Origin of the sequence: Bacillus fonticola, from assembly GCF_012955605.1 — a bacterium.
GTDB classification, from domain to species: domain Bacteria; phylum Bacillota; class Bacilli; order Bacillales; family JC228; genus Bacillus_CG; species Bacillus_CG fonticola.
The window spans coordinates 1,219,649-1,246,459 of sequence record NZ_CP052135.1 but is presented as its reverse complement, the minus strand read 5'-3'; the positions used below and the strand labels follow the sequence as shown (position 1 = coordinate 1,246,459).

General features: G+C 45.4%; 24 protein-coding genes. 3 read left to right on the top strand and 21 right to left on the bottom strand.

Going from position 1 to position 26,811, the window contains the following annotated elements:
* Positions 1-489: 489 nt before the first annotated feature.
* From HHK01_RS06130 to HHK01_RS06075, 12 genes are all read right to left on the bottom strand, one after another.
* Positions 490-1,959: a UDP-N-acetylmuramoyl-L-alanyl-D-glutamate--2,6-diaminopimelate ligase gene (locus HHK01_RS06130; RefSeq protein WP_170006938.1), complete on the bottom strand. Its 1,470-nt coding sequence runs from the start codon at positions 1,957-1,959 to the stop codon at positions 490-492.
* Between the two features lie 471 nt (positions 1,960-2,430).
* Positions 2,431-4,353: a stage V sporulation protein D gene (locus HHK01_RS06125; RefSeq protein WP_228027675.1), complete on the bottom strand. Its 1,923-nt coding sequence runs from the start codon at positions 4,351-4,353 to the stop codon at positions 2,431-2,433.
* Between the two features lie 326 nt (positions 4,354-4,679).
* A complete protein-coding gene (locus HHK01_RS06120) occupies positions 4,680-6,914 on the bottom strand; it encodes a penicillin-binding protein (RefSeq protein WP_170006936.1) in 2,235 nt (744 codons plus the stop codon).
* On the bottom strand, positions 6,911-7,270 hold the full coding sequence (gene ftsL / locus HHK01_RS06115; RefSeq protein WP_170006934.1) for a cell division protein FtsL: 360 nt from the start codon (positions 7,268-7,270) through the stop codon (positions 6,911-6,913). Before ftsL ends, HHK01_RS06120 begins: the two co-directional genes overlap by 4 nt.
* A 19-nt stretch (positions 7,271-7,289) precedes the next feature.
* A complete protein-coding gene (rsmH, locus tag HHK01_RS06110; RefSeq protein ID WP_170006933.1) occupies positions 7,290-8,252 on the bottom strand; it encodes a 16S rRNA (cytosine(1402)-N(4))-methyltransferase RsmH in 963 nt (320 codons plus the stop codon).
* A gap of 326 nt (positions 8,253-8,578) precedes the next feature.
* The gene (mraZ, locus tag HHK01_RS06105) at positions 8,579-9,010 is read right to left on the bottom strand and encodes a division/cell wall cluster transcriptional repressor MraZ (protein WP_170006932.1); all 432 of its coding nucleotides are present in this window, start codon (positions 9,008-9,010) and stop codon (positions 8,579-8,581) included.
* 1,004 nt (positions 9,011-10,014) lie between these two features.
* Entirely contained in the window at positions 10,015-11,649 is a 1,635-nt protein-coding gene (bshC, locus tag HHK01_RS06100; RefSeq protein ID WP_170006931.1) for a bacillithiol biosynthesis cysteine-adding enzyme BshC, read from the bottom strand.
* A gap of 178 nt (positions 11,650-11,827) precedes the next feature.
* The gene (locus HHK01_RS06095; RefSeq protein ID WP_170006929.1) at positions 11,828-12,220 is read right to left on the bottom strand and encodes a DUF3397 family protein; all 393 of its coding nucleotides are present in this window, start codon (positions 12,218-12,220) and stop codon (positions 11,828-11,830) included.
* 2 nt (positions 12,221-12,222) lie between these two features.
* Positions 12,223-13,092, bottom strand: a complete 870-nt coding sequence (locus tag HHK01_RS06090; RefSeq protein ID WP_170006927.1) for a ketopantoate reductase family protein — start codon at positions 13,090-13,092, stop codon at positions 12,223-12,225.
* 318 nt (positions 13,093-13,410) lie between these two features.
* Positions 13,411-14,934 (bottom strand): acyl-CoA carboxylase subunit beta, encoded by a 1,524-nt coding sequence (locus tag HHK01_RS06085; protein ID WP_170006925.1) that lies wholly within the window; start codon positions 14,932-14,934, stop codon positions 13,411-13,413.
* Complete coding sequence (locus tag HHK01_RS06080; RefSeq protein ID WP_170006924.1) at positions 14,934-15,158, bottom strand: acetyl-CoA carboxylase biotin carboxyl carrier protein subunit; 225 nt, start codon at positions 15,156-15,158, stop codon at positions 14,934-14,936. The genes HHK01_RS06085 and HHK01_RS06080 overlap by 1 nt, the downstream gene beginning before the upstream one ends.
* Positions 15,155-16,513 (bottom strand): acetyl-CoA carboxylase biotin carboxylase subunit, encoded by a 1,359-nt coding sequence (locus HHK01_RS06075; RefSeq protein WP_170006923.1) that lies wholly within the window; start codon positions 16,511-16,513, stop codon positions 15,155-15,157. The genes HHK01_RS06080 and HHK01_RS06075 overlap by 4 nt, the downstream gene beginning before the upstream one ends.
* Positions 16,514-16,713: 200 nt before the next feature.
* Here HHK01_RS06075 and HHK01_RS06070 point away from each other — a divergent pair, with 200 nt between their 5' ends.
* Entirely contained in the window at positions 16,714-17,193 is a 480-nt protein-coding gene (locus tag HHK01_RS06070) for an N-acetyltransferase (protein WP_170006921.1), read from the top strand.
* Between the two features lie 65 nt (positions 17,194-17,258).
* Here HHK01_RS06070 and HHK01_RS06065 read toward each other — a convergent pair whose 3' ends face one another.
* The 5 genes from HHK01_RS06065 to HHK01_RS06045 form a co-directional block, all read right to left on the bottom strand.
* On the bottom strand, positions 17,259-17,777 hold the full coding sequence (locus HHK01_RS06065; protein ID WP_170006920.1) for an RsfA family transcriptional regulator: 519 nt from the start codon (positions 17,775-17,777) through the stop codon (positions 17,259-17,261).
* A 570-nt stretch (positions 17,778-18,347) separates the two neighbouring features.
* Positions 18,348-19,097 (bottom strand): enoyl-CoA hydratase/isomerase family protein, encoded by a 750-nt coding sequence (locus HHK01_RS06060; protein WP_170006918.1) that lies wholly within the window; start codon positions 19,095-19,097, stop codon positions 18,348-18,350.
* A gap of 78 nt (positions 19,098-19,175) precedes the next feature.
* Complete coding sequence (locus HHK01_RS06055; RefSeq protein WP_170006917.1) at positions 19,176-19,613, bottom strand: hypothetical protein; 438 nt, start codon at positions 19,611-19,613, stop codon at positions 19,176-19,178.
* 99 nt (positions 19,614-19,712) lie between these two features.
* Positions 19,713-19,886, bottom strand: coding sequence for a 50S ribosomal protein L32 (rpmF, locus tag HHK01_RS06050; RefSeq protein WP_170006915.1), 174 nt, complete (start codon positions 19,884-19,886; stop codon positions 19,713-19,715).
* Positions 19,887-19,987: 101 nt separating this feature from the next.
* Positions 19,988-20,521, bottom strand: a complete 534-nt coding sequence (locus tag HHK01_RS06045) for a YceD family protein (protein ID WP_170006913.1) — start codon at positions 20,519-20,521, stop codon at positions 19,988-19,990.
* A 191-nt stretch (positions 20,522-20,712) separates the two neighbouring features.
* Between HHK01_RS06045 and HHK01_RS06040 the strand changes: the two genes are divergently transcribed.
* Complete coding sequence (locus tag HHK01_RS06040) at positions 20,713-21,945, top strand: nucleotidyltransferase (RefSeq protein ID WP_170006911.1); 1,233 nt, start codon at positions 20,713-20,715, stop codon at positions 21,943-21,945.
* Between the two features lie 130 nt (positions 21,946-22,075).
* On the opposite strand, the gene HHK01_RS06035 is transcribed toward HHK01_RS06040, so the two are convergent.
* Entirely contained in the window at positions 22,076-23,101 is a 1,026-nt protein-coding gene (locus tag HHK01_RS06035) for a SepM family pheromone-processing serine protease (RefSeq protein ID WP_170006910.1), read from the bottom strand.
* On the bottom strand, positions 23,094-23,885 hold the full coding sequence (locus HHK01_RS06030; RefSeq protein WP_170006908.1) for a patatin-like phospholipase family protein: 792 nt from the start codon (positions 23,883-23,885) through the stop codon (positions 23,094-23,096). Before HHK01_RS06030 ends, HHK01_RS06035 begins: the two co-directional genes overlap by 8 nt.
* Positions 23,886-24,057: 172 nt before the next feature.
* On the opposite strand from HHK01_RS06030, the gene ylbJ reads away from it, so the two are divergent.
* The gene (gene ylbJ / locus HHK01_RS06025; protein WP_265575564.1) at positions 24,058-25,224 is read left to right on the top strand and encodes a sporulation integral membrane protein YlbJ; all 1,167 of its coding nucleotides are present in this window, start codon (positions 24,058-24,060) and stop codon (positions 25,222-25,224) included.
* Between the two features lie 158 nt (positions 25,225-25,382).
* On the opposite strand, the gene coaD is transcribed toward ylbJ, so the two are convergent.
* Complete coding sequence (gene coaD / locus HHK01_RS06020) at positions 25,383-25,865, bottom strand: pantetheine-phosphate adenylyltransferase (RefSeq protein WP_170006906.1); 483 nt, start codon at positions 25,863-25,865, stop codon at positions 25,383-25,385.
* 14 nt (positions 25,866-25,879) lie between these two features.
* Positions 25,880-26,431, bottom strand: a complete 552-nt coding sequence (gene rsmD, locus HHK01_RS06015; protein WP_170006904.1) for a 16S rRNA (guanine(966)-N(2))-methyltransferase RsmD — start codon at positions 26,429-26,431, stop codon at positions 25,880-25,882.
* Positions 26,432-26,811: the final 380 nt, after the last annotated feature.

The window sequence follows — 26,811 nt, the reverse complement described above, 5'->3', positions numbered from 1 at the left end:
GACGCTTTCCGCGGGGCGGGCGGTGAGCCTCCTCATCGCTGCGCTCTTGCGGGGTCTCACCTGTCCCGCTGATCCCGCAGGAGTCGCCGCCTTCCGCTCCAATCAACGAACAGATAGCGATAAAAAAATCCCCTTACTAAGTAGTAGTTCAAAACAAGCGGAGGAAATACACGTAGACTCCTGCGGAAAAGCGAAGTGTATTTCCGTAGCGGTTCGAAGCACCTTTATGAAGTTTTTGTTATATCGCATCATATAGCTACTGTGTAATGGGATTTCATAAAAAAAGCAACAATCTTTTAGAAAACAGCCTTGAATTAAGAAGATAAAAGGCTAAGTTCGCGACGTCCTAGTAAGGAAGGAACACTCACATCCTTGCGAGCGCAACGCTTTTCTAACCCACGTCGTGTGGGCCCTTAGTACAAGCTCTACACGTTTGTCACTGCTTATCTTATGAGATAGAACTGGAAAAGAGACGTATTTTAATAAAGTTTATGAATAACGCGCTTCCAAACATTCTTTCGCGACAAGCCGGTCATCAAAGTCAATTGTCCGGTCTTTTAGGATTTGATACGTCTCGTGACCTTTGCCTGCGATCACGATCACATCGCCACGTTCCGCTTGTTCAATGGCGTAAAAAATAGCTTCTCTTCGATCAAGGATGGACGTGTAGGAACGAGAGGGTACGCCTTCTTCCATATCATGTAAAATCTTCTCTGGCTCCTCAGTTCGTGGGTTATCGGAAGTGAATACAGCGTGATCTGCTACTTCACAAGCAATACTCGCCATGATCGGACGTTTCTTGCGATCACGATCACCTCCACACCCGACAACTACCCATAGTTTACGCTCAGTAATCTGTTTAGCCGTTTTCAACACATTCCCTAAGCTATCCGGCGTATGGGCGTAATCCACGATCACCGTCACATCATCTGCAAGCGCTGGGACGAGTTCAAACCGTCCAGGGACGCCTTTGATTGCTTTCATCGCTTCTATACAGCGTTGTGGAGAAACACCTCTCGTTAAGCAGACTGTCATCGCTGCCAACACATTATACACCATAAATTCGCCCACAAGCGGAAGCGTTAAATGAAAGGTTTCACTTCCCACTTCCACCGTGCATTGTAGCCCTTTTGCATCAAAGCTCCACTCGGGCGCACGCACATCGGCATGCTTGTGCAGACCATAAGTAAACACAGGTGCGGCCGACGTCTCGACCAGTTGCGACGCATAGCTATCATCCGCATTAATGACCGCAGCTTTTCCGTTCAATAGTGCCATAGATCCTAGTTGTGAAAACAATAAACCTTTTGCGTATAAGTAATCTGTCATCGTGTCATGAAAATCAAGATGATCCTGAGTTAAGTTTGTAAACGCAGCCACATCGACGTCAACACCATGCATTCTCCCCTCAATTAGCGCGTGCGATGATACCTCCATGACACACACATCCACACCAGCCTCCACCATTTCGGCAAAAATCCGCTGTAATGTCAAACTATCCGGTGTCGTGTTCTTAGTTGGATACGACCGATCACCGATTTTGTAGTACATCGTCCCGATCAAGCCTGTCTTGTTCCCTAGATTACGAAACATTGCCTCAATGAAATGAGTGGTAGACGTTTTGCCGTTCGTTCCTGTCACTCCAATAACAGACAGCTTTTGCGAAGGTGCCCCGTAAAATATCACCGCGAGTTGCCCCATCATGCGCCGTGAGTTAGGTACGACGAGAACAGGTACATCTACATTAACTGTACGCTCAGCAACGACAAGCGCTGCTCCGTTTTTTACCGCTTGTTCGACAAAATCGTGTCCATCCACGGTATACCCTTTTATACAAATAAATACATGACCCTTTTTCACAAGACGACTATTTTGCTCCACCCCAGTAATGTCAAGCGCCTTTACCTCATCAGGCAAAGAACCAAGGAGTGAACGTTGAAAGAGATCACTTGCTTTCATAAGCGCCTTCCTCTCGTTCAGAAATTCTTCTCTATTCACTATGTATGTTTAGCGTGTATCGTGACCTATTCAGCAACTTCCCACTATGTAAAAATCCTCTCTATTGTACATGAATAAGCAAGCGATTGCTACGTTTTCACAAACACCCATTGTAGCGAGAACGAATCCTCATTTCAAAAGCACGGATCTCCGCTGAAGCCATTCCCTTTTAACAAAAGCCGGCCTACCTAGGCACCTACGAGATCTGAGGAGTTCATGAACTTTGTCTAAAGTTGGCATCGTGCGTTCTGTGTCCTGCATCACGGTTTTCTTGCTCGTGATACTTGTGATTTCGTTTTGAAGCTAAACATCCACTACAAAAAAGCACACACCAAATCAATCCGAGGTGTGTACTTTGTCCATCCATTGCGGATTTCGACTCACAATCGTGTGTTCCGACCTTTGATCACGTTCACTAGCTCTAATCACAGATTATTCTTCGTCTAAATAGATACGGATCTTCGAGTTTTCTTTCACCTTAACTCCTGCTTGCGGTGATTGTTGGACAACTGTATCACCCTCCCCAGATACGTCCAGTTGAAGTGGCACGAACATTTGTCGTATTTCTTTTGTCGTCAACCCCACGAGGTCTGGTACCTCTACGAGTGGCGTGTCAAGCCATGTATATTCTTTCTCAATCTGGTTCTTTCGTGGCTCCACCCCAAGGGCACGCATGCTGTCTTCCATGATGTTCCCAACGATCGGTGCCGCTACTACACCACCAAACTGCACCGTATTTTTCGGGTTATCGATGGCGACATACACGACAATCTCTGGGTCGTCTGCAGGCGCAAACCCCATAAACGATACGACATAGTTATTTTCCAAGTAGCGCCCGTCTTTCGCTTTTTGTGCCGTACCCGTTTTACCTCCCACTCGATAGGACTCAACGAAGGCTCCCTTTCCCGTTCCTTGCGCGACAACGCTTTCAAGGGCATAACGAATTTTTTCTGACGTTTCCTCTGAAATCACTTGTCGTTTCGCTTCAGGTTCTTTGCGCATCACGACTTTGCCGGTTTCAGGATCGACAAGCTCTTTTGCAATGTAAGGTGTATACAGCGTCCCTCCGTTAACTGCTGCAGCAACGGCGGCTACTTGTTGAATCGCTGTTACGGAAACCCCTTGGCCAAAAGCTGTCGTCGCTTGTTCAACAGGACCGACATTTTCTAAGTCGAACAAAATCCCCTTCCCTTCCCCTTGCAAATCAATGCCTGTTTTCTTACCAAAGCCAAAGGCATCGATATAGTTAAAAAGCGTTTCTTTTCCGAGTCGTTGTCCAAGCTCAACAAAACCAGGGTTACATGAATTTTGGACGACTTCTAAAAACGTTTCCGGTCCATGCCCGCCAGCTTTCCAGCAGTGCAGACTTGTTCCATCCACTTCTATATAACCTGGATCGTAAAAAGTATCTTCCAACAAATTCACTTTGTTCTCTTCCAAGGCCGCTGCAAGTGTAATAATCTTAAACGTCGAACCTGGCTCAAATGTACTCCAAATCGGTAAATTTCTGTTATAAATTTCAGGAGGGACTAGCTCAAAGTTAGCCGGATCAAAATCAGGTCGAGACGTCATACCGAGAATTTCCCCATTATCTGGGTCCATCGCAATCGCCAGAGCACCATCAGGGTTATATTCTGCCTCTGCATTATCCAGCTCCCTCTCTAAAATCGTTTGAATATCGGCATCAATCGTCAGCTTCAAATCCATCCCGTTGACTGCCGGTTGAAAGTTACCGCCAGTATCATCCATTAGCTTCCCTTTACCGTCCGCATTAAATTGCACGTACCCTTTTTCTCCTTGTAACTCTTCATCATAATACAGCTCCAATCCCATCAGACCTTGGTTGTCGATACCCGCAAATCCAAGAACGTGGGACAAATAATCACCGTACGGATAGTATCGAACCGAATCTTCTGCAATATAAACCCCACTCAAGTTCAAATTTTCGACTTCTTTCGCTTTTTCTGGTGTGATTTTTCGTCCTTCTTTCATTTTGACGCTACTTTCATTTCTCGTCACATACTCATAGGCCTCTTCGACTGTGAGATCCTCTAATACCCCTGCCAGTGCTTCTGCTGTTTCTTGTGGATTCTCGATTTGTCTCGGAAACACATACACAGTGGGTGCACTTTTGTTCGTAGCCAACTTCACACCGTTCCGATCCAAAATATCTCCCCGCTCAGGCTCAAACGGAATGTTTCGACTCCACAATTCCTCTGCCTTTTCAGTGAGCTCCCCACCTATAATTAGCTGCACAAACCCCAGTCTCAAATCAATCACGGCAAAAATAAGCACGCCAACGATGAGCGTGAGTACGAGTCGTTTCCGGACAGTGACTTGAGAAACACGTTTCACCTCTCGTCCCTCCTTTGTTCTGAACTCATTCAGACGGATTCTCTTACACTGTATGCGGAGCATGTCCCGAGTAGTACGAGCGAGAGAAAGGAAGATAGCCAAGTCTTGATTCGCACCTGATTAGTTTCGATTCTTGATTGGAGCCTGGATATGTCCTGAATGAGTCTGGATTTGTGTTACTTGGTTCGTGGCACGCGTTTATTAAGTGCCTGACTCGCCCAGTGTGATCCTTTGAACTACAAATGAATCTCCAAAAAAATAAGCCAATCCGCCTTCTTACAGCGTGATTGGCTCTGGTGTTTCAGTTTGCAACTTTCTTCTACCTATTACGTCCCTTCTTCAACAACCGGATTAATTTCTACTTCTTCTGTTTCCGGCATATTTTCGTCTCGAAAGCTTTCATAAGGTCGTTGAAAATTAATGACAAATGGACCCGTTTCTTCGAGCGGTGTGCCTGCTGGAACGCTTTGGTCGACGACGTAGCCGCTTCCTGCTGCATTTAATTCAACGTTGGTGAGTGCAATCCATTTCATCACGTCTTGGAATGACCAGCCGATTAAATCTGGAATGAGGATATCGCCGTCTGTTTTGACAAGGACTCGTTCACCTGCCATCAGTTCAGTGCCGGCCACAGGCATTTGTTCGGTGATGTTTGAGCCCGAACCGACCACATTTAATTGAAAGCCGACCTTATCCATCACGTCTATTGCTTCTTTGACAGACTTGCCCTTCACATTAGGCACTTGATCACTTTTCGTTTTTTTGATATCGCTCGGTTTAATATTTAAATAACTTAAGCTATTCGACATGACAGGTTTAAATATTTGTGCGACAGGATTTGATGAGTATTCACCATTTAATTCCGGTTGCTGTACCGCGACAAGCATAATCAATTTCGGATCGTCGACAGGTGCTCCGCCCAAAAAAGAATAAATATAATTACCCTCGCCAGACAAATATTCTTGTTTTTCATTGTCATAGATTTGTGCTGTACCTGTTTTACCAAACACATCATACCCTGCATCTTTCAAGCTATAAATGTTGCCGGTACCGTTTGCGGAAGTGACGACTGTTTCCAGAATATCACGCACCTCTTTAGCCGTTTCTGCAGTAATGGGTTCGTTGACAACGACAGGTTCCGACGTTGTCACGACTTCTTCTTTGTTTGGGTCGAACACTTCTTTCACAATTTGTGGCTTCATCATCTTTCCATCGTTGGCAATGGCGGTGAATGCCTGAATTTGCTGGATGGGCGTTACTGATGTTCCTTGCCCAAATGCAGTGTTCAGCTTCTCGAGTTCCCATTCGTATTGTATTCGTCCTGGGATTTCACCAGGCAGACCGATCCCTGTTACCTGATCAAAGCCGAATTCTTGTAAATAACGATACAAATTGTCGTATCCCAGTTGGTCTCTAGCGATGAGCGAAATACCTACATTCGATGACCTTTGTATTCCTTCAAGGAACGTAATGGGTCCCCAGCCAACACCTTCGTTATAATCGTTGATGACACCACCTGGAACTCGCAAACTACCAGACAGAAAGGTTTCGTTCGCTGGAAACTTTCCTTCATTAATCGCAGCAGCGAGCGTGAACGATTTCATTGTTGAACCTGGCTCAAATCGCGATTCCACATTTTCATTGTACCAAGAGTCTTCTAGTCCCACTCGTGTAGCAGGATGGAAGCTCGGACGTTGCCCCATTGCGAGGATCTCACCCGTTTTTGGGTCTGCCACAATCGCCATCATCCGTTTCGGCTTATACTTTTCATCCACCCGGTTCATGGCGTCTTCTAAAAACGTTTGTATTTTTTTATCGAGCGTCAACGTAACGTTTTTCCCATCGATTGCTGGTGTGATTTCTTGCCCATCACCGAAGAGCGGCAAACCATAGTAATCTTCCCGCTCCACTACTTTGCCATCGGTTGCCTTCAGAAGGTCATTTAAACTTTTCTCTAATCCTAACTCCCCGACCATCGTGGTTGTGCCGTCATCCTCATTCGTTACGTACGATGTATAGCCAATGACGTGAGAAGCAAACACTCCATTCGGATAAAACCGCTGCTGTTCTCGTTGAAAGAGGACTCCAGGTAAGTTCATCGATTCAATTTTTTCTTTTTCAGTTTGGGAAAGCCTGCGACCTGCGTTACCAAATTCAACTTGATATCTGTCGCGTGAGATCCCATCTTTGAGCTGTTCTAAAATAGCCGATTCTTCCATATCCAAAACGGTCGCTAACTCACTGGCCGTTTTTTCTGGGTCCACAACATGTCGTGGTTCATCTTCATCCTCAGTAGCCTGCTCAGCCAGAACTGCAACTAGTCGAAATGAGCTCGCGTTTACAGCAATCGGCTCTCCGTTTCGATCCAAAATACTCCCACGATTTGCCTCAATAACAGAGGATGTACGATAATTTTTCTCCGCTTCTACAGCTAACACACGACCGTCAGTCTGCCCACCAATTTGTAAAAAAGCAAAACGAATGATTAAAATAAGAAAGAGCAGCCCAAATCCTGCAAAGAGAAAGGCTGCTCCTTTTGTCATGTTGGGTTGCTGATTCATTCCCCTTCCACAACCTTTACGTTATCTTCACGCAATTCCAATCCTTGCTCTTTCGCCTTTGCCCAGACACGCTCATAAGTGCTCAATTCACTCACTTGCATGGAGAGATCTTCGTTACGCGTTTGTTGGTTTTCAATGTCAGCTTCCACTGTCGCGATGTTTTTGTTCATTTCATACAGAGCGGATTGATTATTAATCACAAAATACGCCAGTCCAGCCAAAATGACGGCACAGAGAATCACAGTAACCCATTCTCCGATCGTAACACTCACTGCCTTTTGACTTGAAGACACCTGTCTACGTTCTTGCCTCGTCTCATATGCTTGTTCTGTAAAATTGCGAGCTACTTGACTCATAGAGCGCCCTCCTCTTCTGTTATCTATTCGTTTTGTCTAATGGGGCCGTTGTACGTTCTGCAACTCGTAGTTTGGCAGAGCGCGCTCGGCGATTTTCACTTTCTTCTTCCTCTGTCGGTAAAATTGGCTTTCGTGTAACCAATTTCATCGAGGCTTGAAATCGAGCATCATCCGGTAACACAGGCAAACCTTTTGGAAGTTCCCTCGGCGTACTCCACTGCTTTATCAGCTGCTTACAAAGTCGATCCTCTAAAGAATGAAACGTAATGACAGACAATCGCCCAGCTGGTGCAAGCAATAACCTTGCTGCCTCTAGAGATTCTTCAAACGCACCTAATTCGTCATTGACCGCAATGCGTATCGCTTGAAACACTCTCTTCGCTGGATGTCCACCTGTTCGTCGCGCTGGAGCAGGAATCGCTTCTTTAATCAATTCGACGAGCTCCCCAGTAGTTTCGATCGATTTAGACGCTCGACTTCGTTCAATGGCGCGAGCAATTTGTTTTGAAAATTTCTCCTCACCATATGTATAAAAGATCCGTACTAACTGTTCAAACGACCATTCGTTTACTACTTCCTTTGCCGATAAGGGCTGTGACTGATCCATACGCATATCAAGCGGTGTATCAAACCGGTAGCTAAAACCACGTTCTGGCGTATCAAACTGTGGAGAGGAAACGCCCAAATCGTACAACACTCCATCCACCTGTTTTACACCCCGGCTCGTCAACTCCTCGTGTAGATGGCGAAAATTAGACCGAACCATCGTCACGTTTGAAAACCTAGACAAAACTTGTTCTGCATTACGTAAGGCCGCGTCATCTTGATCAAACGCATACACATGTCCACTGCCAGCAAGCTTCTGAGCAATGAGCCTCGTGTGTCCCGCTCCACCGAGTGTACAATCCACGTACACGCCGCCTTCTTTTACAGCCAGTCCCTCTACCGCTTCTTCGAGTAGTACCGTTGTATGCTCAAACATCAAAAAACTTCCTTTCTAGATGTCGGGTGTCACTTTGAATCCGTAAAGCCTAAACAACCGCCCTTCGCTTTTCGTTTGTCTAGCTACGGGCGGTAGGGGACCGCACGTCATTTCAGCCCCTACGCAAAAGTCTGAAGAACGACTTTCACTCCGGTTCTGAGATGAGTGGGTTCCCCTAAGCAACCGCCCTTCGCTTTTCGTTTGTCTAGCTACGGGCGGTAGGGGACCGCACGTCATTTCAGCCCCTACGCAAAAGTCTGAAGAACGACTTTCACTCCGGTTCTGAGATGAGTGGGTTCCCCTAAGCAACCGCCCTTCGCTTTTCGTTAGATATCAAAGTCCATCATATTTTCTGCAATTTCATTAAAGGATTCCTCTGATTGAGCAAAGTATTCTTGCCAAAGCGGTTCACTCCAAATTTCGATACGGCTCGAGACGCCGACAATCATGCACTCTTTTTCAATAGCAGCATACTTTCTCAGGCTTGGGGGTAAATTGACGCGTCCTTGCTTGTCCAATTCACACTCCGATGCCCCGGAAAAGAAGAAGCGAGTAAAAGCTCGTGCGTCTTTTTTTGTCATGGGAAGCGTTTTTAACTTTTCTTCGACTACTTTCCATTCATCCAGTGGGTATACGAATAAACATTGATCCAGACCACGTGTGACCACGAACGTCTCCCCTAACTCCTCGCGAAACTTCGCAGGTACGATGAGGCGTCCTTTTTGGTCTACGTTATGTTGGTGCTCTCCCATGAACATATCCGTATACCCCCACTTCTTACCTCAAATGTACCACATCGCCCCACTTTTCTCCACAGTTTTTTGTTTTCGCTTTCTATGAACTAATTCCTTCACGTTATTCACATTATCGCTCGTCAAAACGCGCGGGGAATCGACGGATGGAGGACATTTTATGCAAAGTATTGTGGGTTGGTGGTGGACTGTGGGGAAGCACGAAGGAGATTTGTAGAAATATGGGGGTTAGCGCTCTTATCTCGGGGTTAGCGCTCTTATCTCGGGGTTAGCGCTCTTATCCTGGGATTAACGCTCTTATCTCCGGATTAGCGCTCTTATCTCGGGATTAACGCTCTTATTTCCAGATTAACGCTCTTATCCCCGGATTAACGCTCTTATCTTGGGATTAACGCTCTTATCTCCGGATTAACGCTCTTATCTCCGGATTAACGCTCTTATCCCCAGATTAACGCTCTTATCTCGGGATTAACGCTCTTATCCTGGGATTAACGCTCTTATCTCGGGATTAACGCTCTTATCCCCGGATTAACGCTCTTATCTCCGGATTAACGCTCTTATCTCGGGATTAACGCTCTTATTTCCGGATTAACGCTCTTATTTCCAGATTAACGCTCTTATCTTCGGATTAGCGCTCTTATCCCCGGATTAGCGCTCTTATCTCCGGATTAACGCTCTTATCTCGGGATTAACGCTCTTATCTTCGGATTAGCGCTCTTATCCCCGGATTAACGCTCTTATTTCCAGATTAACGCTCTTATCTCGGGATTAGCGCTCTTATCTCGGGATTAACGCTCTTATCCCCGGATTAACGCTCTTATCTCCGGATTAACGCTCTTATCTTGAGATAAACTGACCATTAGGATGTATGGATTCTTCTGATCACAGCACATCACGTTGATTTTGCAAAACTCTCTGGTTGATGAATACACTAAACAAGACCGAGCCACACGGAATGTGTGGCTCGGTCTTGGATTCCCCACATGTAGTGGTGCAAAGTGGGGGTTTTTTTATTTGTCGGCAAGGTGAACGACGGTATGACTTCCGTCAAAGGAATAGGGTTGACTAATTAAGTCTTGAATTAGTTGCAACCCATACTCATTCACAAACGGGAGCAAGTTCCACGTTCTTTCTTGGTAGCCGCCTTGGGGTTGGAATCCTGCAACGACTTGCTCCATTCTATTGAAAGTCGTTCCGTGCTTACGGAGTGTTGATTTTCTTACTTCCTTGTGCAGTTTTTCGAGTTGGACCTGTAAAAGGAGTTCGTTTTTCTCTGTAAATAGGTTGAGTCCTCGGTCGTACTCGCTCACAAGCTGCTGAATAGCTTTGTGTTGTTGTTGTATGTGCGCTTGCAGCGTTGTGATCGTATCGTGAACAGATTGAGGCGCAAACGCTTTTTGCAATTCTTGTTGCTTTTCCATCAACCCGTCCCCAAAGCAGTTTTCTATAGATAGATTCAGTTTTTTTCGTGCATTTGCCATGTGCCCTGTTTCTAATGTGATCGAAAGGCGCGGCATCACGATCGGCATTTCTAATCGAAACGTAGTGAATAAGTCCGTCAGCTCTCCCCAGTAGGCGATTTCCCCTGGGCCTGCAATAAACGCCAGGGTAGGAAATACGTGCTCTTGCATAAGCGGTCTCGTTACCACGTTGTTGCTTAACGGAAACACTTCTTCTTCCTCAAGCATTTGTTCCAGCTGAGCTACGGTATAGGTTCCACCTGATTTTGTTCGGAATACTCCTACTTCCTCCGTGTGGTATAAAAGAGCGCGTTCTCCTTCTTCCTGTACAAACAAATGAGCACAATCTGACTCTGTTTGGATGAGTGGCGAGAAGTGGGAGCTTTGCAAAGCTCGTTGTCTTTTTTGTAAGTTTTCACTAATATCTCGAGAACGGTGCAACAGCTCTTGGAAGAAAGGTTTCTCCAGTTTTCGCAAGTTTCGGTCGCTGGCGTCAATCAACAGCAAACCTTCTTCTTGAAAAAAGAAATGAACGAGTTTAGCAAAGTATGTTGTCCAAGTATCCCCTTCTTGCAAAGAAGTAAGCAGTCGCCTTTGTATCGCTTTTGTGTGTGGAGTCTCACCTAACGCACGACAAACTCGGTGTATATAGCTCTCCATTTCCAGGTGCTCGATGGGAGTGTCGTGCACCATTTGTTTGGAAAGAATTCGCTTCGGGTAACCCCTTTTCTCCCACCGTGATGCCTCATGAAAGAATAGATGATTCACCTCATCAAAATCGTGATCTTCGCCAGCTATCCAAAACACGGGCACAACAGGTATATGTAGTTTTTCAGACTGTTCCTTTGCTAACCGAACAATCGATATCAATTTGTGTAGTGTGTACAAGGGCCCCAGAAGTACGCCTGCTTGTTGTCCGCCAATCACGACCGAAGAACAAGGGTCTGCCAACTGCTGCAAAGATTCTTCTACCTTTTCCCCAACACCGAGTGGCTCCATATAAGATCGAATCACTTCAGCAAGCTGAGAACGCTCATGTCTACTATTTTGAAGAGATGCCGCTCTTTTTTGGAGGGATGCATCATCAAATCGATACGGAAATGCAGAGGCCACAGACGCTTCTCCCGTAAGATATGCTTGGACAAAAGATTGTTTATTGGTTAAGTGAAGTTTCGTGAGTTCCATAAAGTCTTACTCCTCTATATCTAGGCTACAGACGCAAGGAAAACGCCTTCCGCTTTTCATTATATAGTGCAAGCGGGTACATCCTCGCTTACACTTTCCTTCTTCCAGTCAACATTCCACAGCTTAGTATAGCACGGGGCTAGTTGGAAAGAAAAAAAGGTGCTCACGTGATAGGAGATTACAAAATACCCATTGATTCCATTGCATACACCGTCATGCCATATATAAATAAGACGAAATGAGTACTCAAGAGCGTCAAAAACGTGAACTTTAGTAGAGCTTTCGTGACCCGTCCCCATAGCAATTCATCGCGACGTACTCGGTAAATGATGACAAAAATCGTAAAACCGACGACGAGCGCACTGTACATCCACCAAACGGCAAAGTTTCCAAAGAGGAGACCGAGCAAAACTTGACACCCAATGAGTAAAAAAATAGTTGTAAGCGAGATGGCCACCCACACCGCCAGACGATGTGAGTGACTGATGATTTTCACGATGAGGAAACTCCCCATGTATACAAGCAGCGGAAAAGTAACAAATAACGCAATCAATTGAGAGATGAGCCACATGGTTACACCTCTCCTTCCTTTGCTAGAACGATGTTGGCGATTGCATGGGTGACAGCGACACGCGCTATATCTCCTCCTGAAAGATCTGTAATATCTTTTAAAAACGCGCGCATCTCCGTAGTTGTCCCACGCGCTACATCTTGTGCCATAGAGGAGATGTTGTGCCGAGTCTTGTCAATAATCGACGTTGTGTAAGCCCACATCGCCTCACTGTCTTCTCCAATAACAGGTGACAATTCCGATACGAGCGTACGTAACGTAGCACGTAAATGGTCATTGTTGACAAGCGCCCCATTTTGGCATTGAAGAAGGCTAGTAAGAGGATTGATGCATAAGTTCACAAGCAGTTTCTGGCGGAGAACGACCTCGATATTTTCTTCTTTTATAAACGGAAATGATGAATCTTGTACGGGTGGTTTGTACGATTTATCTATACGGATGTTACCGATCCCTTTATGGTGGACACTCGCATCAGAAGATTTCCAAATCCCATGCTCCACAACTCCGAAGTGAAGCGAAGGAAGCGCTTGTTCTGTTTTATAGCGTAAATGCCCAATACCATTTTGCAAAAACACCCAACGTTGTGCTCGCAGTAATGGTGGTGTAGCCATAAGCGTCGCCATCACGTCGTCAAGATGCGTTTGTTTGACAGCGATCCATACTTCGTCAACGCTATGCAAAGTGGAGGTGTCTGACGTTGCGGTTATAGGGACGAACTCTTCTTGTCCCTCTCTCACTAGCTTAATTCCTTGTTCATTGAGTAACACGGCCTGCTCTCTTCTTCTTGTTACGACTGTCACATGATGCGACTTTCGTAAGTAGGCTGAACTCAGTAGCCCTACAGCCCCACCACCGATAACGACAATATGCATCACATGAGAGCCCCCTTCTCTTTTTCTATCAGTTTAGCAAAATTGTTCTAGGAAGGAAACGAAGTCCTCCTGCTAAAGTTACAGAAAATAAGAAATAGAAAAGGAACCGGCTACAAGAACCGATTCCTCTACTAAAACAATCATCTATTTATGTGGAATAGGGGCGCAGTTACGCAGCATCCTAAAATCATGATACTTATCCTATTAGAAAAACAACTTCGTATGCTGATTTATACACTTCACGGAGTTTCACCCGCACCGCCTTGATCAAAAATAGACTGCTTTGTGACCCGGATTGAGTGCTCAGCTCATGAATGTTTATACCGGAATCACGCCGTGTTTACGTTGCGGAACCGTTCTTACCTTTGATTCGTATAGATCAAAACGATCGAGTAGCTCCTCACGAAGGTCATTCGGTTCCACGATTTCGTCTACAATCATCTCACTTGCGACCTTGTCTAATGAAACAGACTCCACATACTCGGCATGTTTTTCTTGAACGAATGCGAGACGCTCTTTTCCTTCCAGCGCTTCGATTTTATTCGCATACACTGCGTTTACAGCCGCTTCTGGACCCATGACCGCAATTTGTGCACCTGGCAAGGCAAGTGTGCAGTCTGGTTCAAACGCAGGGCCAGCCATTGCGTAGAGTCCTGCGCCAAACGCTTTTCTAACGATCACGCTAATTCGCGGAACCGTCGCTGCACTCATAGCTGAAATCAATTTTGCTCCGTGGCGAATGATGCCTGCTCTTTCCACTTTTGTTCCAATCATAAATCCAGGAACATCTGCGAGGAACAAAAGCGGTATATCAAACGCATCGCACAATTGGATGAACCGGGCGCCTTTATCTGCCGAGTCCACAAACAATACGCCACCCTTTACTTTCGGCTGGTTAGCAACAATTCCAATCTGCTTCCCGCCAAGACGGGCAAACCCTGTGATGAGCTCTTTGGCAAATTCACGCTTCATTTCGAAGAAGCTATTTCCGTCGACAAGCGCTTCAATTGCTTCATACATGTCGAAAGGGGCTTGCGGATGCGTTGGAACAATTTCTTCTAATGAGCGCTCGGCCGACGGATTTACAGCAGGGACAGATTTTGTTCTGTCTCCATAGCATTGCGGCATGTAAGCAAAATACGCTTTTGCTTTACCAATCGCTTCCGCTTCATCTGAAACGAGCACATCGCCAACGCCACTAATGGTGCAGTGCATGCGTGCACCGCCCATTTCCTCCAACGATACTTTCTCTCCAATCACCTTCTCCGCCATTCGCGGCGATCCTAAATACATGGAAGCATTACCATCCACCATGATGACACAGTCGCAAAACGCCGGTATGTACGCTCCACCAGCTGCTGAAGGTCCGAACAATAGGCAAATTTGCGGTACCACACCAGATAAACGGACTTGGTTATGGAAAATGCGACCCGCACCTCTTCGATTAGGGAACATTTGTAGCTGGTCTGTGATGCGTGCGCCAGCAGAGTCTACCAGGTAGAATAACGGCAAACGAAGAGACTCAGCCGTTTCTTGCATACGAATAATCTTTTCTACCGTTTTTGCTCCCCACGAGCCAGCCTTAATCGTCGAATCGTTGGCGATGACACATACTTTTCTTCCTCCAACGCGACCAATCGCCGTAACGACACCATCTGCAGGTAGTCCCTCTGCTTCACTGTTTGCATACAACCCGTCTTCGCGATACTTTCCTTCATCAAAAAGTACCTCTAACCGCTTGCGCACGAACCACTTATTTTGGCTAGCCAATTTTTCGTGGTACTTTTCCGCTCCACCTTGTTGCAAAGAGGCACGATCGTTCTCTACGGTAGAAGAACTCATTACGCCCCTCCTCCTTCCACTTCCATAAGCGTATCTCCTTCGTTCACAAAGTCCCCCTCTGCAAAGGAAATCGCGGAAACCGTCCCTGCAACTGGGCTTTCGATCGGAATTTCCATTTTCATAGATTCTAGAATGACAACCACGTCTCCGATTGAAACTGTATCTCCTACGCTCTTTTCGATTTTAAACACTGTCCCTGCCATTGTAGATGGAATTGTCGTCATATGCTTTGTTCCCCTTTCTGCTTCTGCAGCTCTGTAAGATAGTTTGTCGTATAAGTTTCCTTAATAAACTGTTGATCTACTAATACTTCTTGTAACAAAGGAAGGTTTGTCTTCACACCCTCGATCGTCGTTTCATTCGACCACTCGTGCAACAGACGAACTGCCTCTTCTTTATTATCCCCGTAAGCAATAATTTTTGCGAGTAACGGATCGTAAAACGGGGTCACCGTATTATCTTCGCGATACCCAATATCGAGTCTAATCCCTTTTGCTATAGAAAGCTCCCACCTAGACAGCTTCCCTGGAGAAGGAAACATGGTTTTCGGATCTTCTGCATACAAACGCCATTCGATACTGTGCCCACTCGGCTTAATTTCGTGCTGGTGAAGCGGCAAAGACTCCCCTGCAGCAATACGTAGCTGCCACTCCACGAGGTCAATTCCGATAATTTGTTCAGTAACGCCATGCTCGACTTGCAGGCGCGTGTTCATCTCAAGGAAATAGAAGTTTTCGTCTTGGTCTACGATCCATTCAATCGTTCCTACATTTTCGTAGTTGACCGCTTTTGCTGCCTGAATAGAAGCTTCGTATAATTTTTCCTTCGTCGCTTGAGACAAATGAAGTGCCGGTGCCTCCTCTAACACTTTTTGATGGCGGCGCTGGATAGAGCACTCTCGTTCATACAAATGTACAACCTCTCCACTTCTGCTTGCGGCGATTTGTACTTCTATATGGCGAGCTCCTTCAATCCACTTTTCTAAAAACACTTCTGGATTTTGAAAATATTGCTCTGCACGTTTTTTTGTGGAAGCGAACGTACGGACAAGATCTTGTTCTGAATGGCAAACGACCATTCCCACACCTCCACCACCTCCACTTGCCTTCAACATAACCGGGTATCCTATTCCTTCTGCTAGAGAGATTGCCTCTTCCTCTGTGGCAATTTGTCCTTCACTACCAGGTACGACCGGCACACCAGCACGGTTCATAATATTTCTCGCCTGTACTTTTTCCCCCATTTGTCCGATCGTTTTTGGCTGTGGACCTACCCAAATAATCCCTTCACCTAAAACTTTCTCACAAAACTTTTGATTCTCACTCAAAAAACCATATCCAGGATGCAACATCGTACATTGCTCTTCCTTCGCTATTTGCATGAGAGCATCTTGATTTAAGTACGATTTGGCTGGGGGTGATTCGCCAATTCTTCTTGCAACATTAGCCTCTTCTACATAGGGTAGTGCCGCGTCCGCATCGCTATAAACAGCGACAGTCCGTATCCCCATGCGCTTCGCTGTTGCTATGATCCGTGAAGCAATTTCACTCCGATTCGCAATGAGAAGCGTGTTTGTCATTTCTCTCCTACCCCTTTCTGTCATTACTTTCTCTACAATTCTTCCTTCTTCGACAAATACAGAACGAATTCCTGCATAAATTGAAAACGCTTACTAATTTTTGAGGGCAGAATTTTTTGTTAAGTTCATGTATAATAGTAGAAAACCGCTTTCAAGCTGGAAAAATCAAAAAATAGATGTTTTTTGTTAGGGGGAGACACATGGCAAAGAAAGTAGAACGGCTTCATGTTAATTTTAAAACACTTGAAGAATTTAAGAAATTTCGAGAATTTGGTCATCAAGAACTTTCAATGATGGAAGATTTACAAGACAACTTGATTGAGAATGACAGTGAGTCACCATTTTATGGGATTTACTTTGGTGAGAAGCTCGTGGCCCGCATGAGTTTGTATCGTGTAAATGGCAAGTACGACCGCTATTTCAACCCACCACAGGACTATTTGGAGCTTTGGAAATTGGAAGTGCTTCCTGATTACCAGGACCAAGGCTACGGCACAAGCCTCGTTCAATTCGCAAAACAGTATGGGGTTCCTATTAAAACCAACGCGCGTATTAAGTCGCAGGAGTTTTGGGAAAAGATGGGCTTTCAACCTGCTACCTACGACATGGAGCGTGACAAAGGTGAAAACCCGCTTATTTGGTTCCCTGAAGGTGTCACTGAACAAAAAGCGAACAGCTAATCATCATGATTAGCTGTTTTTTTATTTCTTCATACACCCATGTTTGATGTTCCTTCCTCTGTTACCTATCCTCTATGATACGGAACAGAACTCACTACTAGCGCACGGGCTCTTTCTAATATTCCTTGGAGTTGTTCCACTTGCTGGGTGAGTGCCATCTTTTCCCTTTTCAACTGCTCGTTTTCCTTCTTTAACCCTTCATATTGCGAAGAAGGTAGTTCATAGTGATGTAATTGTGTAGTCAACTGTTGCAAAGCATCCATGCAGTGTTGAATAGCTGGGCGAATTTCACTTTCTTTTTCTTCTGTCACCTTTGCCTCGGCTTTCTTTTGTGCTATCTCACCAAAAGAAACCTTTTTTCGCTCTTTTCGCATTTTCTTTGCTTGTTCAATACCGTCTTGATATTGTTTGCGTAGGTATGAATTCCAGCGAAATCCGCAAGCTGCTGGTGTTCTCGAAAGACGCTTCCCTACCTCTTCAAAAGCTTGGAGTTGTGTGCCGCCATTTTCTATGTGCTCCAAGACAATTTCAGCTAGACAGTCATCCTCCTCGTTTGTCCATGCATCTTGTCTAGTATTCGTCAACGTCATCATCCCTCCCCTTTTTTGGTCAAGTTTCAGGCGCCAGCACGCTGATAGTCACTCCGGGTGTTGGTGCGTTCTTACCCGTACTTCCCCCAACGGTCCTAGATAAGCGCCTTTCACTTATTGATTTGTGACATATATATGCACGTAATAGGAAAGATAGACGAAGAGGACTAGGTTGCCTGCAATTTCTCCACAAAAAACATTCATGAGCTAAGCACTCAATCACCCCTGGAAACCGATCACAAAGCAGTCGAGTTGTAATCAAGGCGGTGCGAGCGGAGCCCCATGTCATTATCAATCAACATCCGAAGTTGTTTTTCTAATAGGATAACTAACATGATGTTAGGATTCTGCGTAGCTCCGCCCCTTTTCCACAAAAAACATTCATGAGCTAAGCACTCAACCATCCCTGGAAACCGATCACAAAGCAGTCGAGTTGTAATCAAGGCGGTGCGAGCGGAGCCCCATGTCATTATCAATCAACATCCGAAGTTGTTTTTCTAATAGGATAACTAACATGATGTTAGGATTCTGCGTAGCTCCGCCCCTTTTCCACAACAAAAAGGGTCACCGTTTATGTAAAAACGTGTTTATAGTTTCTAAGTGTTCCGGACCACCCCAGCAAGCCGCACAGCGAGCCGCTTCTTTCTGCATGCGTTCACGCAAACCGATCTCCCTTCTTTTTTGGGATGCAGCTTCTTTGTAAGCACGGACAACAGCGGGGAGTGCCGATAAAAAAGGTTGATAGAATGTTTGTTGCTCTTCCTTTGTTTCACATATTTCATGAATAAATCCAAAGTCTTTCCACTCTAGGGCAGTGTGCTTTTTTCCGGGAACGACCCAGGAAAGTACTTGATCTTGCGCGAATGCTTCCAATAATAGATTTGTCCCACCCCACCCAGTCGGGATCGATAACTTTGATTGAATCCACCCACATGGAAAGGTTGGACTTATCGCAATTCGATAGTCACAACTAGACGCGAGTTCCATGCCCCCTCCAACAGCAGGGCCATTCAATTTTGCTATCGTTATAACAGGCAGTGTGGCAAGATTGTATAAACAATCTGCCATTCTTTGAAAAATAGGTAGGATCTCGGTTGGTGTCTCCTTTTGCGCGAACGCTCGTACATCTCCGCCACCGCAAAACGCATCTCCGCTACCTTGTATGATGAGAAGTGAAATGCTTTTGTTCGAGCGGATGTTTTCGCAAAGTTGTTCTAAACCAAACATGATGTCTTCGTTAATCGCGTTTTTCACATGAGGACGATCTAAAGTGAACGTCGCCATTCTACCCTCCACTTTCCATTTCCAACTCATTTTCGGTCCCACCTTATTTCGTTTTTGCTACTATTATGACTTTATATGGATTAAACGTAAATGGTAGTGATGCGCGGCTTACATTTCTGGATCGCGGATATCTGCTCCTGATCGCGGATATATTCTCCTGATCGCGGATATCTGCTCCTGACCGCGGATATATTCTCCTGATCGCGGATATCCGCCTCTGATCGCGGATATATTCCCCTGATCGCGGATATCCGCCTCTGATCGCGGATATATTCCTCTGACCGCGGATATATTCCTCTGATCGCGGATATCCGCCTCTGTTCGCGGATATCTGCTCCTGATCGCGGATATCTGCCTCTGTTCGCGGATATCTGCCTCTGTTCGCGGATATCCGCCCCTGATCGCGGATATCCGCCTCTGATCGCGGATATATTCTCCTAATCGCGGATATCCGTCTCTGATCGCGGATATCTGCCTCTGATCGCGGATATCTGCCCCTGACTGCGGATATCTGCCTCCGACTGGCGGATTCCCGACCACGAGCACGGATTTTCCGTCCTCAAATCGCGGTCCCCACTACTCTTGTAAAAAACAAAAAAGCTGGCAAAGAGTTTTAGACTCCTTGCCAGCTTCCGATAGGAGATGTTAGCCGTTGACTACATCTTTACCTTTGTATTGTCCACACGCTTTGCATACACGGTGAGCAAGCTTCATTTCTCCACAGTTCGGGCATTCCACCATGCCTGGAACTTGAAGCTTGTAGTGCGTACGACGTTTGCGCTTTGCTGTTTTTGACGTTCTTCTGAAAGGTACTGCCATCCTTCCCACCTCCTTACAAAGATTGCAGAATTTTTACAAACGTTCGTAGACTGACAAACGTTTTTAATCATCCTGAGTAATGCTTTTACGGTACTGAAAAACTAGTTATTTTCTTTGTCCGTAAAGAATTTTGCCAGATCACTCAATCGTGGGTCAACCTTTTTTTCGGATTCTTCTTCTATTTTTTTTGCTTCGTCTTCTGTTTGTACTTCCCATCCTTCACCGGAAGGAAGTGGACCGCTCGTCGCTTCATCACTGAACACTTGCAGCGGTACCTCAACTAGAATGAGTTCGGAAAGAATAGGTTCGAGGTCGACTACGTCATTATCTAAAAAATGAACGTGTTCTATCTCCTCTTCTTCCTCTCGATCTCCGTGCAAAAGAAATGTTTCGATCGTGTCCACAGAAAAAGGGACATTGACAGGCTGCAATGTTCTGGCACAAGGGCTTTGCAACACCCCTTCTACGTGCAACTGAAACGTAATTCGAGAAGCATGCACGACACCACGTCCTGAAACGTGAACGGGTTTTACGTCTAGTAAGTCGGCATGGTCTTTTGCTAAGTACGAAAAATCATAAGTTTCATCAAGCGTTACTTCTCGAAGCTTTTGTAGTTGTGAAATCGACCATTTCATGTGTTCATCACCTCTGGAAGTGGCTCGTCTCGATAGAAAGTTGCACATGGTTCCTTTAAGGCAACAAAATCAATTATATCGAGGCGGATTTTATTTGTCAATGTTTCTTCTTTACAGTATAATAACCTACTACTACTAGGCGATGCAACGTTCACAAACTTACATTAAAGAAGCAGTTAGGGGGAATACAAATGCGAGCTGTCGGCTTAGTCGTCGAGTACAACCCATTTCATTACGGACATGCCTATCATGTCGCACAGTCCAAGCAAGTAACCGGAGAAGATGTCGTCATTGCTGTTATGAGTGGACCCTTTTTACAACGAGGGGAACCAGCTATTGTGAATAAATGGGATCGCACAAAGCAAGCACTCCATCAAGGTGTCGATATTGTCATGGAGCTACCATATGCTTTTGCCACCCAAAAGGCAGAGATTTTCGCTGGAGGAGCTGTGGATATTCTTTCGGCAATGGGTGTGAATTCTTTATGTTTCGGAAGTGAAGAAGGATCGATTGAACCCTTCTTGAAAGCGGTATCACAAAGACAAGAACATCAGCAAGCGTTTGACCAGCTCGTTCAACAAGGGATGAAACACGGGTGGAGCTATCCACACGCTGCCTCTGTGGCGCAAAAAGAATTGCTAGCAGAGGAGGAGGAGTATCTTCTTGAGAAACCGAATAATATCCTCGGCTATCATTACGTTGAGCGTGCACTCCATCATCACCCACACATTCACTTACATACGATTAAGCGACAAGTTGCTGGTTATCATGAGGAAACGTTCAAAAGTGAAAAGATCGCAAGTGCAACTGCCATTCGTCGCGCTTCCCAAACGGAAGGGCTGCAGGCTATAGAAGCGTACGTTCCTGCGACGACATACGACAGCTTATCCCACCGCTTGGAGAAAGATGGATTTTTTTGTAATTGGGAAGTGTTCTGGCCTGCTTTACGCTACCAGCTCCTCGCGCAAACAACTGAAAAGCTGCGCGGGATTTATGAAGTGGAAGAAGGCGTTGAAGTTCGCCTACAGGAAGCAGCTAAAGAGGCTAACACCTTTGCACAATTTATGAAAACAGTGAAAACGAAACGCTACACTTGGACGAGATTACAGCGCATGTGTACGCATATTCTTACGCAAACGTCTAAAGGGGAGATGCGCGAGGTGACAGAGCCCCGAGCACTTCGTCTACTAGGCATGACAGAAACCGGACAACGCTATATTCAAAACAAAAAAAAGGAGTTGCCTCTACCTTTGCTTGCTAACGTTCGCCGCGACGATGAACCGCTTGTACAGCTCGATATACGTGCCCAGCGTGTATACGAAAGTGCGCTGTTATTTCACCCACAAGCTTTGCGCAAACCAGATTACCAAGATGAGTTCAAACGTGTGCCTATTCGGCTTACGGGCGAGCCAGGCACTAAATAAATACGAACGTCTGCCAAAAAATGCGCCATCCATGGCGTAATGTTTACAAGCACTAACATCCTGTTAGTGCAGGCACGCGTGTCACAAACAAAAACGCGCCCGTCACCAAGACGAACGCGTTTTTATTTGTTTAAGAACGCTCCTCCAAAGACTGTAAAAACTCTAGCGCATCTTCAAACGTATCCACTGGTACAACTTTCATGTCCGTTCCAATATCTTTTGCCGTTTCTACAGCTACTGAGTAATTAGAATCAGCGGCACCTTCTTCGTTAGGGGCTAGAAAAATTTCAGCCTTTGCATTATCGGCAGCGACAATTTTTTGTCCGATTCCTCCGATAGGGCCAACTTTTCCATTCACAGCGATCTCCCCTGTGCCTGCAATCGCATAGCCTTTCGTCAGATCACCTTCTGTTAACATGTCATAAATTTGTAAACTAAACATGAGACCTGCGGAAGGACCTCCAATGTCTTCTGAAAGGATGGTAACGTCTGGGTCTGGGTCAATTTCTTTATCATCTACTAAACTAATGCCTAGGCCTACTTTTCCTGGATTATTTTCAAAAGTTTGTAATTCCAAAGTATCCGTCACTGTTTTTCCATCTCGTTGGAACTCAACTTCGATCGTATCTCCCGCTTGCATCCCCTCTACGTAATCGATAAATTCCTGTGAGGAGGCAAAACTATTCCCATCTATTTTCACAATCCGATCGGCTACTTCTAAAACACCTTCAGCACCCATACCTTCCACAACAGACACTACATAAATGCCGTTGTACTCCACTTCGAACGGCTTTCCGGCATTCTCATAAGCGACTTGAATAGCTGCCTCTTGTGAACCTTCCATTAAGTTTAATTGATAGAACTCGTATTCTTCATCAGTTTGGTCGTCGCGACGAATTTGCTCTTCAGGGTAGATGTTTGTGTAGTTTTGGAACTGAGCAAACAAATAATTAAACGGATTAGCCGGTCCCATCCGTACGGTAGTTAACATAAAGCTTCCCTCTTGGTTGTCCTGAGTCCCTTCCACTTCCACCATAGGAGCGAGTACGGTCGCTTTACCGGGTGTCGATATGTAGTATGGGAGGGGAATAAAGGAAATTGCGATAGCCAGTATCGTCATGATGGCTAAAGTCTGTATCAAACGGGATCTACTCATGATGAAACTCCTTCCATTGTCCAATTGCGTTCCGGATCGTCGGTAATGCTTTTCTTGCTGCCTCTTCTCCTATCGTAATGATTTCAGATATATTTGTAAACGCACGTGCACTGTATTCATTTACTTTTGGCTCAATCCATACCTCTGCATGTTGTTTTTTTACACGAACGACTTCTGTTTGCAACAAATCAATGCTCCGCATAATTACATCATAAATAGAGTGAATCTCCGCTTTATGTTCATTAGAGGCTACGTCCACTGCGATCACTACATCGGCTCCCATGTCACGGGCGACTTCTGTTGGGACCCGATCCAATACACCGCCATCAACTAATAAACGCCCGTCCATCTCTTCGGGGACAAAAATACCTGGAATAGAAATGCTGGCTCGTACGCTATCGGCAACAGAGCCTGTTCGTAGCACCACTCTTTCACCCGAACGTAAATCGACAGCAACGACAGACACAGGTATATGCAACTCTTCTAACTGCTTGTTATGTGTAAATAAACGAATGAATTCCTTTACTCTCTCTCCTGATAAGAGTCCCATCCGTGGCAGCGTAAAGTCCAAATAATATCTTCGTTCAAATGATTTCGCCAATGTATATAAACGATGTATTTCGTGTCCTGCTCCATAAAAGCATGCCACGAGGGCCCCCATGCTACTCCCAGCCAAAAAGTGAATCGGAATTCCTTCTTCCGTTAACACACGAAGCACCCCTAGATGAGCAAATCCCCTCGCTCCCCCTGATCCAAGGGCTAACGCAATTTTTGGCTCTTGCATACGGTTTCCCCTCCTCTCGCCTCACTCATTCTTATGGTCTAATTCTTTGTTCTATGAGTATATTGGTTACTATGAGACAAGCATTACGCGCAAGCGACTGATAGAGGGGGAAAACTTCTTGGTATCACCGTCAACAATTAAAACACTTATACTTGCACTTTCGGTCACCGTCATGACGGCATCGCTCATCTCGTTTCCCCAAGAGGCGTTTGATGCGTCTATTCGTGGTCTGAATATGTGGTGGGAGATAGTCTTTCCTTCCTTGTTGCCGTTTTTTATTATTTCAGAAATGCTTATCGGCTTTGGAGTTGTCCGTTTTATTGGTGTTTTGCTTGAGCCACTTATGCGGCCAATCTTTCGCGTGCCTGGTGTCGGAGGCTTCGTATGGGCAATGGGGATGGCAAGCGGCTATCCGGCGGGCGCCAAGCTTACAGCTAGACTCCGCCAAAACGAGCAGCTTACACAAATTGAAGCAGAACGCCTCGTCTCATTCACAAATTCCTCCAACCCATTATTTATTTTCGGTGCCGTCTCTGTTGGTTTTTTTCATAATCCACAGCTCGGTATTATGCTGGCTATTGGTCATTACGTCGGAAACATTCTTGTTGGTTTTTTGATGAGATTTCACGGGCGTGACGAGTGGAGACGACAAAAGGATGACAGAAATTCATTTTCCATCCTAGCGGCGTTACGTGCTTTGCACAGAACACGAATACAAGACAATCGACCGATCGGTAAGTTGTTAGGAGATGCGGTACTTTCCTCCATCCAAACGTTGCTGATGATCGGTGGGTTTATCATCATTTTTTCTGTGCTAAACAAATTACTTTTTCTTTTAGGCATTACGGCTATGCTCGGCCAACTCGTCCAGTATATTTTGACGATCATACAGTTTCCTGTAGAATTGAGCATTCCGTATATATCAGGGTTGTTTGAAATTACACTTGGTAGTCAATTAACTAGTCAGGTAAAGGATGCAACTTTGATGCAACAGACCGTTCTCGTTAGCTTTATCCTCGCTTTCTCAGGATTTAGCGTGCAAGCTCAAGTAGCAAGTATCCTTGCAGATACCGACATTCGCTTCAAACCGTTTTTCCTGGCCCGCATCGCACACGGATGTTTTGCTGCTGCCGTCGTATTTTTCTTGTGGACCCCAGTGTACGAGCGATTTTTGTCTAGCGGTGCGCCATCGAACGCTTTGCCTGTTTATGCACAACCGTCCCTCGGGTTTTGGGATACTATGTTGAATTGGTTACAAATGTATGGACCACTCGTGACCATTTTTGGACTTCTTTGCTATGTCGTCATATACGCAAGACGGAAGGTGTTAAGATTATAAGGGAAATGAGCATTACTTTAGAGTTGGTTCAAGGGTTTTTCTGTTCATAGTTGCGGGTTCATACCGCGTTCAAAGTCGGTTACCCGATGTTCGAAGGCTTCTATCGACACGCAGCAAAAAAGCTTACAAAAGGGACATTCCCCTCCGTAAGCTTTTTTTCATTTTGCAAATTTTTGATCGAGTGCCACTCGGACGGGTTCTGGAACGAGTTCTGATACATTCCCATTATACTTCGCTACTTCTTTTACAATACTTGAACTCAAAAAGGAGTACTGGTTGTTTGTCATAATAAAGAACGTTTCCAGTTCCTCATGCAGAACTCGGTTCATGGACGTGATCTGCATTTCGTATTCAAAGTCTGAAACGGCGCGCAAGCCACGAACGATGACGTTAGCGTTTACTTTTCTTGCGTAGTCAACAAGTAACCCTTGAAATGTGTCGATTTTTACATTCGGCAAATTGGTAACCGACTCCCGTATGAGTTGTTGTCGCTCTTCTGTCGTGAACAACGAGTGTTTAGAAGAGTTATTCAGCACACAGACGTATACTTCATCAAACACTGTAGCCGCCCGTTTAATAATATCGTAATGTCCGTTTGTTAACGGATCAAAGCTTCCCGGACAGACTGCAATTTTTCCCATCACACGTATCCCCTTTACTGAAAACGAAAAACGGTCACGCCAATCATGCCGTACACCTCTCGTTTTGCCACTATAAGTTCAGTTTTTGGTGAAGTCAACTCCGTTTTTGCGTCGTGTTCGCATACTACTTGAGCACCCTCGTGTAGTAACTCATTTTTTACTAACGTATCGAGTATGTTTGGGAGAAGCCCTTTTGCATAAGGTGGATCAAGCATCACGAGGTCGAACGCTAATTCTCGCTTTTTCAAGGCGGAAAGTGCGACTTTGTAGTGTGCTTTATACACTTCTGCCTTTGCTTCGTAACCACAACTGCGTAAGTTTTCCTTTATAGCTTGAAGCGCACGCATATCTTTGTCCACAAAGATTGCCCCGTCCATCCCCCTACTCAATGCCTCAATCCCTAAGCCCCCACTCCCCGCAAACAAATCGAGAACACGGCCACCGTTGAACATGGGGCCAATGGTATTAAAGATCGCTTCTTTTACTTTATCTGTTGTCGGACGCGTCGTTTTCGTAGGTGGTGCAACGAGCGAACGGCCTTTACTATTTCCTGCAACAACACGCACTGTAGACAGCACCTCACCTTTTCTCTCACATGCTACCATAAAACGACAGTGAGGAAAATGTGTACTTTATTTTTCCACCACTACAGAGAGCTAAAGCATCTCTCATGATTTCCTTATGGAAAAAAGGGAAATCATTGGAGAATTTATGTATAGGGTTAGAAACTTTGGTCATACTGATACAGACAACATCATTACGAGATGTTGTTGCCAACCGCGGAGAAGACTTACGTTTCCCCATAAGTTCTTCCTCCGGTTTCTCCTCTCCCTTTGCCTTCTATCCTCTTCTTAAATCAAGAGGAGAAGAAGGACCCTGTAACTCTTAATGAGCTACAGGGTTTTTTTATTACGGGAACTGGTACCACCCGATATATGTCGTTTTT

Bases quoted from the DNA above. Each gene is read 5' to 3' on its own strand.
- HHK01_RS06130 (WP_170006938.1), bottom strand. From the start codon at position 1,959: ATGAAAGCAAGTGATCTCTTTCAACGTTCACTCCTTGGTTCTTTGCCT.
- HHK01_RS06120 (WP_170006936.1), bottom strand. From the start codon at position 6,914: ATGAATCAGCAACCCAACATGACAAAAGGAGCAGCCTTTCTCTTTGCA.
- ftsL (WP_170006934.1), bottom strand. From the start codon at position 7,270: ATGAGTCAAGTAGCTCGCAATTTTACAGAACAAGCATATGAGACGAGG.
- rsmH (WP_170006933.1), bottom strand. From the start codon at position 8,252: ATGTTTGAGCATACAACGGTACTACTCGAAGAAGCGGTAGAGGGACTG.
- mraZ (WP_170006932.1), bottom strand. From the start codon at position 9,010: ATGTTCATGGGAGAGCACCAACATAACGTAGACCAAAAAGGACGCCTC.
- bshC (WP_170006931.1), bottom strand. From the start codon at position 11,649: ATGGAACTCACGAAACTTCACTTAACCAATAAACAATCTTTTGTCCAA.
- HHK01_RS06095 (WP_170006929.1), bottom strand. From the start codon at position 12,220: ATGTGGCTCATCTCTCAATTGATTGCGTTATTTGTTACTTTTCCGCTG.
- HHK01_RS06090 (WP_170006927.1), bottom strand. From the start codon at position 13,092: ATGCATATTGTCGTTATCGGTGGTGGGGCTGTAGGGCTACTGAGTTCA.
- HHK01_RS06085 (WP_170006925.1), bottom strand. From the start codon at position 14,934: ATGAGTTCTTCTACCGTAGAGAACGATCGTGCCTCTTTGCAACAAGGT.
- HHK01_RS06080 (WP_170006924.1), bottom strand. From the start codon at position 15,158: ATGACGACAATTCCATCTACAATGGCAGGGACAGTGTTTAAAATCGAA.
- HHK01_RS06075 (WP_170006923.1), bottom strand. From the start codon at position 16,513: ATGACAAACACGCTTCTCATTGCGAATCGGAGTGAAATTGCTTCACGG.
- HHK01_RS06070 (WP_170006921.1), top strand. From the start codon at position 16,714: ATGGCAAAGAAAGTAGAACGGCTTCATGTTAATTTTAAAACACTTGAA.
- HHK01_RS06060 (WP_170006918.1), bottom strand. From the start codon at position 19,097: ATGAGTTGGAAATGGAAAGTGGAGGGTAGAATGGCGACGTTCACTTTA.
- rpmF (WP_170006915.1), bottom strand. From the start codon at position 19,886: ATGGCAGTACCTTTCAGAAGAACGTCAAAAACAGCAAAGCGCAAACGT.
- HHK01_RS06045 (WP_170006913.1), bottom strand. From the start codon at position 20,521: ATGAAATGGTCGATTTCACAACTACAAAAGCTTCGAGAAGTAACGCTT.
- HHK01_RS06040 (WP_170006911.1), top strand. From the start codon at position 20,713: ATGCGAGCTGTCGGCTTAGTCGTCGAGTACAACCCATTTCATTACGGA.
- HHK01_RS06035 (WP_170006910.1), bottom strand. From the start codon at position 23,101: ATGAGTAGATCCCGTTTGATACAGACTTTAGCCATCATGACGATACTG.
- HHK01_RS06030 (WP_170006908.1), bottom strand. From the start codon at position 23,885: ATGCAAGAGCCAAAAATTGCGTTAGCCCTTGGATCAGGGGGAGCGAGG.
- ylbJ (WP_265575564.1), top strand. From the start codon at position 24,058: ATGACGGCATCGCTCATCTCGTTTCCCCAAGAGGCGTTTGATGCGTCT.
- coaD (WP_170006906.1), bottom strand. From the start codon at position 25,865: ATGGGAAAAATTGCAGTCTGTCCGGGAAGCTTTGATCCGTTAACAAAC.